Annotated in this window: 5 protein-coding genes, 1 tRNA gene and 1 riboswitch; all 6 genes read left to right on the top strand. The window is 55.9% G+C overall.

Features of this window, described 5'->3' with window-relative positions; all coding sequences use genetic code 11:
- Positions 1–11 precede the first annotated feature (11 nt).
- Positions 12–1,187, top strand: a complete 1,176-nt coding sequence (locus tag G494_RS0118165; protein WP_153305944.1) for a phosphoglycerate kinase — start codon at positions 12–14, stop codon at positions 1,185–1,187.
- A gap of 47 nt (positions 1,188–1,234) precedes the next feature.
- Positions 1,235–1,990, top strand: coding sequence for a triose-phosphate isomerase (tpiA, locus tag G494_RS0118160; protein WP_028585662.1), 756 nt, complete (start codon positions 1,235–1,237; stop codon positions 1,988–1,990).
- Complete coding sequence (secG, locus tag G494_RS0118155) at positions 1,987–2,358, top strand: preprotein translocase subunit SecG (protein ID WP_028585661.1); 372 nt, start codon at positions 1,987–1,989, stop codon at positions 2,356–2,358. Before tpiA ends, secG begins: the two co-directional genes overlap by 4 nt.
- A gap of 9 nt (positions 2,359–2,367) precedes the next feature.
- Positions 2,368–2,453 (top strand) — tRNA-Leu (locus G494_RS0118150).
- A gap of 505 nt (positions 2,454–2,958) precedes the next feature.
- A riboswitch (cyclic di-GMP riboswitch) is annotated at positions 2,959–3,035 on the top strand.
- Between the two features lie 94 nt (positions 3,036–3,129).
- On the top strand, positions 3,130–4,050 hold the full coding sequence (locus tag G494_RS24360) for an efflux RND transporter periplasmic adaptor subunit (protein WP_051305851.1): 921 nt from the start codon (positions 3,130–3,132) through the stop codon (positions 4,048–4,050).
- A gap of 57 nt (positions 4,051–4,107) precedes the next feature.
- Positions 4,108–13,349: DUF7948 domain-containing protein (locus tag G494_RS24355; protein ID WP_035247523.1), on the top strand; the 9,242-nt coding region annotated here is incomplete at its 3' end.

Below are 13,349 nucleotides of genomic sequence, written 5' to 3'. Positions count from 1 at the left end.
GGAGAATAATCGTGAAGACCCTTGTTGAACTCGAGGTGAGCGGAAAGAGAGTACTGGTTCGGGTGGACTTTAACGTTCCCATGACCGAGGCCGGAGAGGTGGCTGATGATCTGCGCATCCAGACGGCCCTGCCTACGATCAAGCTGCTCCTGGAACGCCAGGCCAAGGTGATCATCTGCACCCACATGGGACGGCCCAAGGGCGAGAAGATTCCTAAATACTCCCTGGCCCCGGTGGCCGAATATCTTGCCGCCCTGCTGGATCTGCCGGTGACCATGGCCCCGGACTGCATCGGGCCCGAGGCCGAGGCCGTGGTGGCTGCCATGGCTCCCGGAGAGGTGGTGATGCTGGAGAATCTGCGCTATTACCAACAGGAGGTGGACAACGACCCCGACTTTGCCGCCCAGCTGGCGAGTCTGGCCGAGCTCTATGTCAACGATGCCTTTGCGGTCTCCCACCGGGCACACGCTTCGGTGGTGGGTATTCCCAAGCTGATGACGGCCAAGGCGGCCGGCCTCCTGCTGGAGAAGGAGTTGGCCTACTTTAAACGTTCCTGTGATCAGCCCCAGCGCCCCCTGGTGGCCATCGTCGGCGGCGCCAAGGTCTCGGGTAAGCTGGAGGCCCTGGAAAACATGCTGGCCCGGGTGGACCGCCTGATCCTGGGCGGGGCCATGGCCAACACCTTCTTGAAGAGCCAGGGCTATGAGGTCGGTGCCTCCAAGGTGGAGGAGGATCTCCTGGAGAGTGCCGACCGCTTGCTTCAGGAGGCCCGGCGTCAGCAGGTCAAGGTCTACCTGCCCGTTGATGTGGTTGCGGCGGAGCGTTTTGCCCCGGATGCGGTGGCCAAGCAGGTGACCATCCAGGATATTCCTCCCGGTTGGATGGCCCTGGACATCGGGCCGGCCTCGGTGCTCTGTTTTCAGGAGGTCCTGGCAGATGCCAAGACCATCGTCTGGAACGGACCAATGGGCGCCTTTGAGATGGATGCCTTTTCCCGGGGTACCACCGCCATTGCCCACTGCGTGGCCGCCTCCCACGCCCTCAGCGTCACCGGCGGGGGAGACTCCAATGCCGCTATCAAGCTCTCAGGCGAGGCGGCTAATATCTCCTATATGTCCACCGGCGGAGGCGCCTTCCTGATGCTGATGGAGGGCAAAGAGCTGCCCGGAGTGGCGGCCCTGGCTTAGATGCAGTACTGTAGCGATTTTTTTTGTTTGATCTTAAGGAGTAATCTATGTCAAGAAAACCGTTGATTGCCGGCAACTGGAAGATGCACCTGAGCGTGGCTCAGGCCGTTGAGTTGGCTAGAGGCCTTGCTGCTGAGGCCGATAAGCACCAGGATCGGGAGGTGATGCTCGCTCCGGCCTTTATTGCCCTGGATGCTGTTCATAAGGCTATCAGTGACTCCAAGACCTTCCTTGCGGCCCAGAATGTCGCCTGGGCCGAGGAGGGAGCCTTTACCGGGGAGGTTTCGGCTCCCATGCTCAGGGATGTGGGCGTGGCCATGGCTATCATCGGTCATTCCGAGCGTCGCCAGATCTTTGGCGAGGATGACGCCATGATCAATCGGCGCATCCATGGCGCCCTGGCCGGTGGCATTATCCCGGTCTTCTGTATCGGCGAGACCCTGGAACAGCGCGAGGCAGAGCAGACCTTCAAGGTTCTGGAGGGCCAACTTTCCGCCGGCTTGGCTGACTGTACGGCAGAGATGGTGGCCCGGATGGTGATCGCCTATGAACCGGTCTGGGCCATCGGCACCGGCAAGACCGCCTCCAAGGAGCAGGCCCAGGAAGTTCATGGTTATATTCGTCAACTTTTGCTTCAAAAATATGAAAAAAAGGTTGCCGAGGCTGTACGGATAGTGTATGGTGGTTCGGTTAAACCAGACAACGTTGATGCCCTGATGGCGCAGGCCGATATTGACGGCGCGCTTGTGGGCGGTGCAGCACTGAAATTTGAGTCTTTTGCTCGAATTATCAATTTTAAATGACGACACTATTAATAATTACCCATATCATCGTCTGCTTCTTTCTGATCGGAATCGTGCTCTTGCAGCACGGCAAGGGAGCGGATGTCGGTGCAACCTTTGGTGGCTCGAACCAGTCCCTGTTCGGTACAGAGGGTCCTCTTCCTCTGTTGAACAAGATCACCACCTTGGCGGCCGTCGTCTTCATGGGAACTTCAGTGTCTCTGGCCTATATCTCCATGAACAAGAGCACCAGCTCGGTAATGACCGATCTGCCGGTTGCTGTGGAGCAAGAGGCCGCACCTCTGTCAACGGAGCAGGTTACCATCCCCATGCCTGAGAAACAGGCTGAAGGGGAAGCAACGGCTCCTGCGGAGGAAAACGTACAGTAAAAATCTTGTGCCGAAGTGGTGGAATTGGTAGACACGCTATCTTGAGGGGGTAGTGGCCCACGGTCGTGCGAGTTCGACTCTCGCCTTCGGCACCAGTTATATATCCAGGATGATCCATCCTGGACCTGAAACCCGCAACCAGCAATGGTGAGCGGGTTTTTTGTTTTCTGGCCCTTCCGTTTCGTTCACATCCCTCTTTTCTGCGGGTACGTTTTCAGTCGCATCCGCAGGTTTGCTGTGTTTGCTTTTTGTACCCGCCTTCATGGCGAGTTGGCTCCATCCCCTAACAGTTTTTCTCAGTTTTTAAGCGGATTCTCTGCCCATTGAAGCTGTTTTTTAACCGGCCGCAGCGGACATACACTTCACCTGGAGCCCTTTACCCTTTCTGGTATCGGTTTGATTACGAAATGGTAGCTGGTGGCTCGTAATTGTAAGTCAGTATACCCCCTTGTCCTGGAGGGAATCCTAATTTCTTGTTGTTGGGTGTTTTTTGTTTTTCTTTAGTTTTGGCTGCTTTCTTGCTGCATCTAGGATGTGACCACTCAATATGGCTGAGTAGGCCACTGGTGATGTAGAAAGTTCTCGCATACGTAAGTCAAAAAAAGACAAAGCCAAACCCGTCGTAAGGCGGGGACGGAAAGCCACGGGTCCTACAGCAGGACAGCCGGGTTGCCTTGTTAACGGGGTAGTCCGGCTTTTTTTGATTGAGACCAGACATACCACTCCGGGCAAGGCAGATACTAATGCTAGCACAACAGGAGGTTGGTATCCATGAATCATCATCTCTTCCATTCCGCCATTCTCTCCCTGATCCTCTGCTTGCCTGCTGCCCATTCAGCAACCGTTGAAAAATCCATTGAATACGAAGGGCTGATCGAACCCAGCCAACTGGTCAATGTCGGCACCCCGGTAGAGGGGATTGTCGCCCAGGTCAATGTCCAGAGGAGCACCCTGGTCACCAAGGGAGAAGCTCTGGTGTTGCTGGAGTCTTCTGTGGAAACAGCAGTGGTCGAGCGGGCCCAGGCCCTGGCCACTGTAGAGGGAGAAATAGAGGTGCAGAGAGAGCGCCTTGCCTTTGCCAGGCGTATGTTTGCACGTGTCGATAAACTGTACCGGAGTGAGGCTATTTCAGCAGAAAAACGAGATGAGGCCGATACCGAGGTGTCTCTGGCTTTGGCACGCCTCAAAAAGGCACAGGAAAACAGGATTCTAGCCAAGATGGACCTGGAACGTGCCCAGGCCATGCTGGCACGGCGGACTATCAATAGCCCGATTTCCGGCATCGTGGTGGAACGCTTCGTTGCACCAGGTGAGTTTGTCGACAGTCAACCTTTGGTCAGGGTAGCCCAGATGGATCCCCTCCGAGTGGAGATGATTCTTCCTGCGGAGTTGTTTCGTAGAATTAAACCGGGCATGCAGGCCGAGGTCACCCCGGAATCCCAAGGCGAGGGAAGTTACACCTCCACCGTGACCATTGTTGACCGGGTCATCGATGCGGCCAGCGGTACCTTTGGGGTGCGGTTGGAGTTGCCCAATCCTGACTATCGTCTCCCTGGCGGTCTTAAATGTTCGGTGCGCTTTGTCGAGGATGTGGCAACTACTGCACCAGGAACTCCTGAACCGGCCTTAAACACAGACACGGTCGCCATCGATGCGCAGCAGCAAGCTCTGCTGACAACGATGGTGCAGTAACCGGGAGACCATCTGGATGAAGTAAACTTTTTGCCCTGGACCTTAGAAGAGAGAGCCATGAAAAAGCGAACTCGACCGACCAATACCCTGATCTGTGAAGAACTGGAACCCCGCCTGCTCTTTTCCGCTGATGGAGCCGAAGCCCTTGCCGTGGAACCGGCGGAACAGGTACTTGAAGAAGAACCGGTCATCGTCGCCGAGATCGAGGCCATAGCCGAGATCGAAACCATCGCAGTGGAGTTGCCGGCAGAAATAATTTCAGAAGAGGAACCAGCTGGTGCCGCAGAAACAGTCGAGGCCGAACCCGCTGCAGCAGACCCGACAGCCGCGACCGAGGATGAGATGGCGGCATCTGGTGATGGGAGCGGCGAGGTAGACGGGGTATTCATTGTCACGGAGCAGGCAGATGGGACCGAGGTTGCGGCAACAACAGAACAGGCGAGCGAAACAGCAGCACCCACCGAACTCGTCATTGTCAACGGAGATGTCCCGGATAAGCAGCACCTTGTGGATGAGCTGCTGGAGCCAGGAGACAGTGACCCTGTCTTTGAGGTGGTGGTTCTTGATGAGGAAGTTGACGGTGTATTCCAGGTAACCCAAGTCCTGGAGGCGCACCAAGACCTCGATGCCATTCACTTTATCTCCGATGGCAGCGATGGTCAGATCAATATGGGCAGTACCTGGCTGGATAGCGCCAGCCTGCAGGAAAACAGGGATACGCTCTCCGCCTGGGGTGATGCCCTGAATGAAGACGGCGATATCCTTTTTTACGGGAGTAACATTGCCGGCTCTGGCGAAGGGGAAGCCCTTCTGGCTACCTTGTCGGAGATTATTGGTGGCGATGTTGCCGCCTCCGATGACGTCAGCGGACACGAATTCCTGGGCGGGGACTGGGAGCTTGAAAAACGGTATGGCAGCGTAGAGAGCGCTGCCCTTACAGCTGGCGATCCGGCCAGTGATTGGCAGCATACCCTTGACAGGCCGTCACTGGAAGCCAGTTACCTCTCCTCCCCGCTTGCCTTTGAAGAGAATGACGGCCAGACTGATGAGGCGGTTGATTTTCTCGCCCGGGGCAGCGGCTACACCGTCTTTCTGAGCAACGCTGACGCTGTTCTGCTCTTCGACGGCCAAGACAGCAGCCATGTTGTACGCCTCAATGTCGTTGGTGCAAGCCCCGCCGTCTCCCCCCAGGGCGAAACGGTTCTGGCAAGCCGCTCCAATTACCTCCTTGGCAGTGACTCCTCCAACTGGCAGACCGGTGTCGAGCAGTTCGGCAGCGTACTATACGAAGAGGTCTATAACGGAATTGACCTGCGCTATTACGGCAACCAGCGACAGCTTGAGTACGATTTTGTCGTCGCTGCCGGGGCAGAGAGTTCAGACATTCAGTTGAACTTTGAAGGCGCCGAAGCCATTACCGTCAACGCAGAGGGCGAGCTGGTCATCACCCTCTCCGGTGAAAACAGTATCAGTTTCAAGGCCCCGGTTTCCTACCAATATAATGATGCCGGTGTCCGCGAAGAGGTTGCCAGCAGCTATTGCGTTCATGACGACGGAACGATCGGTTTCCAACTGGGCGCATATGATGCCGCTCGTGAACTGGTTATCGACCCGATTCTGGATTACGCCACCTTCCTCGGTGGCACCGGGGTCGATGAGGCCACCGATATTGCGGTCGATGCCAGCGGCAATATCTATCTTACAGGTCACACCACCTCCACCGATTTCCCGGGTACGGAGGTCGGCACCGGCGCGGTCAAGGCGAGCAGCGACCAGGACGTCTTTGTCATCAAGCTGTCGGCTGACGGTAGTTCGACCCTCTACTCGACCTACCTTGGCGGCACCTCCAATGATCAAAGCCATGCGATAGCGGTTGACTCGTCCGGCAATGTCTACCTCTCAGGATCTACCCAGTCGGCTGATCTGGCGATTGTCGGCGGAGCTGCTAGCGCCCTGGGCGGGGCTCAGGACGCCTTTGTCGCCAAGCTCAACGCTGCGGGCGACACCCTGCTCTACTCAAGCTATTTCGGGGGAACCGGGGACGCTGATACGGGTTACGGCATTGCCCTCGACCCTTCTGGCAACGCCTACATCACAGGTCAGACAGACACTCCTGCCAACAAGTTTCCCGACACCTCCGGGGTCGTAGACAGCAGTTTTGCTGGCGCGAGTGAAGCCTTTATCGCCAAGTTCAATCCCACCCTCTCCGGAACCGGATCGCTGGTATATGCGACCTACCTGGGCGGCGACGGCAGTGACTCTGCAACCGACATTGCCGTCGACGCCTCGGGCAACGCCTACGTCGGCGGCTGGACCACTTCGACCGACTTCGCGACCAGCAATGGTTTCCGCACCACCGGCAACGGCACGGAAGGTTTTGTCACCAAACTCAACCCCACAGCCAGCTCGATCCTTTACTCGACCTACGTCGGCGGAACAGCGGTCGATTACGTCAAGGGCCTCACCCTGGATGGAAACAACAACCTTTACCTGGTAGGCCAATCCAACTCGTCGGGGATGGCCACAGCCGGTGCCAACCAGACAACCCTGTCAGGCGGCTACGAAGGCTTCTTGATGAAGCTCGACCCCACTCAATCCGGCGCGGATTCGCAAATTTACGCAACCTACCTGGGGGGGGACCAGGACGATTCTGCCGAGGAGGTCGCTGTCGACAGCTCCGGGCGAGCCCATGTCACCGGAACGACCAGCTCCGCTCTGACCGCCACAGGAGATGCCTTTGACAGCACGATCAATGCTAGCATCGATGAAGCCTTTCTCATGATCTTCGACCCGGCCGGGGCTAACCTCGACTACGCCAGCTACATTGGCGGGATGGGCTCGGATAGCGGCAACAGTATCGTGTTGGACAGCGCTGAAAACATCTATATTGCAGGGACAACGACAAACGTGACCTTTGACAATGTCTCCAGCCCGAACATCGTCGTAGCAGGCGGCAGCACCGACGCTTTCGTGGTCAAGTTCCTCAGCTCCGCGCCACCGGCAATCGACCTGGATAGCGACGACAGCTCCGGAGCAACGAGCGCCGATTTCGCAGCAGCCTGGATTGAGGGTAATGGCCCGGTGGGCATCACGGACGCCCTGGACGCCGCGCTGACCGACGCCGACAGCACCCATCTGGAATCATTGACCGTCACCATCAGCAACCCAGCAGACGGAGCTGCCGAGCTCCTGGCCGCCGACACTACCGGCACCAGCATCTCCGCCAGCTACGACGCCGACAACAACATCCTTACACTCTTCAATCCAGACACCATAGCCAACTACCAGCAAGTGTTGCGGACGATCAGCTACGACAACACCTCGACCGTATCTGACACCAGTGCCCGCGAGATCACCTTCGTGGCTACTGACGGTAACGGAAACAGCAACCTGGCTACGACAACGCTCACCATCAATGGCATTAACAGTGCTCCGGTCCACACGGTGCCCGGTACGCAAACCATCGCCCAAGACACGACGCTGCTCTTGTCGTCTGCGAGTGGGAATGCCATCAGCATCAGTGACGATGCCGGCGCAAACGACGTCGAGGTTACCCTGTCAGCTACCAACGGTACGCTGAGCCTCAACTTAGGCACCAACGAAGCCCTGGTGAATACAACCACCGGCGGAATTCAATCTTCGGCTGACATCGCCTATACCGGTGATGGCAGCTCGGTGGTGGTGTGGCAGCATGACACTGGTACGGGCTTCGACATCTACGCCCAGCGCGTTGACTCCATCGGTAACACCGTGGGCAGCGAAATTCTCGTCAGCCAGGCGGCCTATGACGAACAAACTCCACATGTTGCCATGGATGCGTCCGGCAATTTCGTGGTGGTCTGGAAATCCTTATCGCAGGATAAAAGCGGCACTTGGGGTGTCTACGGTCGCCACTACGATTCATCCGGAACTCCTTTGAACACCGAGTTTCAGGTCAACACACTCACCACCGGTGACCAGACGCGGCCAGATCTGGCCATGAATGCCTCCGGTGAATTCGTTGTTGTGTGGGAAGGCAACGGGACCGGCGATGCGGACGGCATTTTTTTCCAGCGGTATAACAGTGACGGTGTCGCCCAGGGCGGTGAAACCTTGGCCAACACCTTTACCAGCGGCAAGCAGATCATCGGCTCGGCAGGTATGGACGACGCTGGTAATGTTGTCATCGTCTGGCAGAGTTATGAGCAGGTTTCCGCCAACACCTACACCCCCTACGGTCAACGTTTTGATGCCAGTGGCAATAAAGTAGGAACCGAGTTCCGCATTAACCAGAGTTATACCGGCGGATTTGTCCAATCGGTTGACATGAACAGCAGCGGCCAGTTCGTCGTCGTGTGGCAGGGCACCAATGACATCTGGGGTCGGAGCTACGATGCTACAGGCGCATCGTTAGGCGGAGATTTCCTTGTCGCGGACAACACTGGAAACGGTGTGTATACGGCGCCACGGGTTGCAGTCGATGCATCCGGAGATTTTGCGGTAAGCTGGACAGTGCCTGATGACGGCGATGGAACAGGCGTGTTTGTTCGCGAGTTCGATTCTACCGGTACTCCCACTTCAGTGGTTACCCAGGTCAGCGAGAGCATAACCGGCAGTCAGACCAACGGCGACATCGCCGTCAATCCTACCGGCGGCTATGCCGTAGTGTACAGCGGGGTGGGGACAGGCGATACGGACGGCGTCTTCCTGAGCACCTTTGGCAGTGGCAACGGCAGCCTAAACTTTACGATCGGGGACGGAACGGATGACACCACGATGACCTTGACAGGCACCATTGCCGAGATAAACACAGCGCTGGATGGATTGGTTTTCACCCCTGAGAGCGGATACAACGGGTATGCCAGCATCACCTTGGCCACCAATGACCTGGGTAACACAGGCTCTGGTGACGCCCTAAGCGATACCGATACCATCCAGATTGCAGTCGGCAATTCGCAGGCACCGGTTGTAGACCTTGATGCCAACAACAGTTCCGGAGCAGGCGGGGCGAATTTTGCCACAATCTGGACTGTCGGCGGCGGCTCAGTGGCCATTGTTGACAGCGATCTCGCTATAACTGACCTGGACAGTGTGAATCTGGGTGGCTGCCAAATCGAAATCACCAATCCACTGGATGGTGCCAGCGAAATTCTCGCGGCGGACACCACCGGGACCACCATCTCGGCTCTTCTTGACGGGGCGGTCCTGCGGCTTACTGGTGAGGATACCATTGCCCACTATGAACAGGTCTTACGCACCGTCAGCTATAACAACACGGCACCGAGTCCTGACACCACTGAGCGGGTACTCACCTTTTCAGCGTATGACAGCGATGCCAACCTGGCCAACATTGCGACAACAACTATCACAGTCACAGCCTCCAACCAAGCCCCGGTGGATTTGCAAGTAACTGCAACCACCGATGGTGGATTGAAATTGAATACTGATGGTGGGAACGATGTGTATTTTGTTGCAGATGACGGCTCTGGGCTGCTTGGTGGATTAACCGCCCTGACCATTGAGGCTTCGTTTTCGATAGACACACCCGGAGCAGACCTTTCTCCGCTGTTATCTTACGCAGCCGGGACGAATGATGAAGAGTTGGCGCTTTTTCTCAAACATGATGGCCGTATTTGGTTTGGAGAACATTCAAATGGCTCATACCTTCAAAGCACTACCGGCAGCTATACCCAACTTTTTGACGGAGAAAAGCATCATGTGGCCGTAAGTTGGGATGCATCAAATGGTGGGGTGGTGTTTTACATTGATGGGCAGCAGGTCGAGTCATTCACCGGTTATCAGCAGGATCAGCCCGTAACGGGCGGCGGTCAACTGGTTTTTGGTCAGGACCAGGACTCGGTGCTCGGTGGTTTCAAAACAATCGATGTCTTCTCGGGTTCTTTGTACGATATCCGTATATTCAGCGATATCCGCACTGCCAACGAAGTGGAAAATAACTTTAACCAGACCTTGTCGAATACCGAATCCGGAATGATCGCGAACTGGACGTTTAACGATCTATCCACGGCTGGTATCGTAACGGAAACAGTGAGTAGCAACAATCTTACCGAGCAGCACGTTGCCGGGTTTACTCCCAGTACTCCAGAGCTCACGCTTCGTATAGCAGAAGATGCTGCCAATGGGACGGTTGTCGGAAGCGTTGCTGCTCTTGATCCGGACAGTGATGAAATTTTTGAATATACGTTGGTTGACAGTGCGGACGGGTGTTTTGCAATAGACAGTGCAACCGGACAGCTTGCGTTGTCCAACAGAGATCTTCTCGATTATGAAACCGCAGCTTCACACAACATTACCATCCGGGTCACAGATTCCGGCGATTTGACATACGATGAAAGCTTCACCGTCAACGTCATAGACGTCAATGAGGCTCCTGTTACTGTTGATGAAAGTTTTACAGCAGTGGAGGGTATTCCCTTTACAGCCGAATTGGGATTGAACGATCTGCTCCTCAATGATACCGATCCTGACGGAGATACCCTGTCGGTTAAGACAACGCCTGTGACCGGGCCAGCCAACGGCAGCCTGGAACTGAATGGTGACGGAACCTTTACCTATACGGCGAACAATAACTTCAACGGCACAGATTCCTTTGTCTATGAGGTCCAGGATGACAAGGGTGGTATCGCCCAGGGAACCGCAACCTTAACCGTGCAGCCGCGTGAAATCAGGATTCTTTTCACCACCCAGTCCGATGTGAGCAACAGCAAGGTGCCGGGTATTGCAGACTGGGACGCCGGTGAGGTCCTGGGGATCGGCGACCCGAACCTGTCTTTTGAACCGGTAGGCTCGGACGGCAGTATACTGCCCTACATGGATCTTGAGGCATTCGCCGCGAGCACCGACATGACCATTAACGGTCTGCATTTTGTCAGCAACGATATCACGGTAGGCGGTGCAAGCAGCGTGGATCTGCAGCGCGGCGATCTGTTGTTTGTTTCTGATCTCAATGACACCATGACCAGTACCAACAGCCTGGCCATCAATGGCGGTGATGTCATTGTCTTTCGTCCCAATGCTGTAGACGACTACTCCTCAGGCATCTTTATTCACCTGCTTGACCAGCCGGGTACAGCAAAAACAACGGGTGTTACCCTCATAGAAAACGATGTGCTGATTGGTGATGTCACGCTCCAGGCAGGGACGTTTCTTTTTACCCAGGAAAGCATCGCCGAAGAGAGCAGCATCTACCATTTTTCCGCGGATGATGTCGGTGCAGGCACCACCACAGGGACCGTCTCGACCCTGATCAGCAGTGTGGACATCGGAGTCAGTTACAACAATTTCGTCGGCGTGATGGTAATCAGCGAAGACCTCTACCTGGACGGCGCCATGGTCCCGGCCGGATCGATTGTGACGACCCTGGCCGGTGGCCAGGTCGGGGTTGGTGATAATTCCATCTTTATCGACGAAGACGAGATTTTCTACCTCACGGTGACATCGACCACCATGGGATCGTCAGGGACCACGGCGGCGGATGCGACACTGTTGTTTGACGGGGGCGATGTCGGCCTGAACAACAATCAGAAAAAAATCCGCAGTCTTGCGATCATCGAAGAGATCAGTGCCGTCAATAATGTCGATCCCATGATCACTTTGGCTGTAGGCAGTATCAGCTACACCGAGTCGGATCCGGCGACGCTCATCGACCCTGCTGCTGTGTTGACCGATCCTGATTCGCTCAACTTCTCGGGTGGATTGCTTCGGGTAGATCTGAGTACCACCGGTTCCATCGATGATCGTCTTGCGGTTCGCAATGAGGGCGTCGCAGCGGGTCAAGTCGGAATCAGTGGAACAACGGTGACCTATGGTGGGATCGACATAGGTACCTTTGCCGGCGGAACCGATGGTAGTGATCCGCTTACGGTGCTGTTCAATTCGAATGCCGATGGTGCCTCTGTCGAGGCAGTGATGCGCAACGTCACTTTCGAGAATATCTCAACCGATCCCTCAACCACACAGCGTTCGGTCGAGTTCTCGCTCACCGACGGCGATGGCGGTTCAAGCATAGTGGTCGCCAAGACAATCATTATTAATGACGTCAACGCCGCCCCTGTGATCACGGGGGCCAATGATCTTACCGCAATCGACGAGGATATGACGGAAAATAGCGGCACACTCGTCTCTGATCTGATTACAGGGTGGGTCACTGATACGGATCCGGGTGCACTGGCCGGTATAGCCGTGGTCGATGTTGACAACACCAATGGCAGCTGGGAATTCTCGACCGACAGCGGTACCAGCTGGACCTCCTTTGGGACGCCGACTGTAACCGATGCCCTGCTTCTGGCAGCTAATGCGGATACCTTCGTTCGTTTCGTGCCTGATTCCAACTGGAATGGGAGCGTGACCGACGGTATCACCTTCCACGCCTGGGATCAGACCAGCGGCGTCAGTGGAGACAGTGTGGATATCACAGGCTCGGCCAACGTCCGCGATCAGTTCGACTCGGTCTCCTACAGCAACAATGACGGCACTGCGGTGTGGACCTCGGACTGGGTAGAATATAACGACAACGACCTGGCGGCAAGCGGTAACGTGCGCATCGAGAACGGTATGTTGCGAGTCGATAGCCTTGACGGCGGGGAAAAGGAAAATGTCAGCCGCTCAGTTGATCTGTCGAGCGCCACAACCGCCATCCTGACCTTTGACTATGACGGATTTTCAGAAGGTGGTACGGATATTGTCGCATTTGAGATATCCAGTGACGGTGGCAGCACATGGACGGAACTGGATAGGGTTCAGGATTCTGGGATCACCAATGGAGGCAGCAAGAGCTATAACCTGGAAAGTTTCACTACCCTGACGGCTGATATGCAGCTGCGTTTCCGCATCGTTCAAGGCCTTGCTGGGACAACTCAGCATATCAACTTTGACAACGTTGACATCGCCTACACCGGCACCGGTTTAGGCGGTTCCAGTTCTGTGAGCACAGCGACGGCCAGTAGCAGTATTATAGTTAATGCTGTAGACGATGCAGCAGGCATAACCGGAGATATCAGCTACTCAGGCAATGAGGGCGATTCCGTGGCAGGTGATCTTGATGCCAGCGACGTTGACGGTCTGACCGACAGCAGCTACTTCACGGTTAGCTCTGCTGCCAGCAAGGGGACAGCAGCGATTGACGCTGAAACCGGGGCCTGGACATTCACGCCGACGGACAGCGACTGGTTCGGCAGCGATGCCTTTACCGTCACCGTAACCGATGACCTGGGCGGCATCACGACCCAGGTGGTCAGCATTACCCTGGCCAATGTCGACGACGCTGCAGTGATCACAGGCAACATCGATTTCAGCGGTGC

Source organism: Desulfogranum mediterraneum DSM 13871, assembly GCF_000429965.1.
Lineage (GTDB): Bacteria > Desulfobacterota > Desulfobulbia > Desulfobulbales > Desulfobulbaceae > Desulfogranum > Desulfogranum mediterraneum.
The sequence above is the reverse complement of the archived record's forward strand: the minus strand, read 5'-3'. Positions and strand labels throughout refer to the sequence as shown.

What these genes read in the sequence shown, in the direction of transcription:
- G494_RS24360 (WP_051305851.1), top strand. Translation starts at nt 3,130, where the DNA reads ATGAATCATCATCTCTTCCATTCCGCCATTCTCTCCCTGATCCTCTGC.
- secG (WP_028585661.1), top strand. Translation starts at nt 1,987, where the DNA reads ATGACGACACTATTAATAATTACCCATATCATCGTCTGCTTCTTTCTG.
- tpiA (WP_028585662.1), top strand. Translation starts at nt 1,235, where the DNA reads ATGTCAAGAAAACCGTTGATTGCCGGCAACTGGAAGATGCACCTGAGC.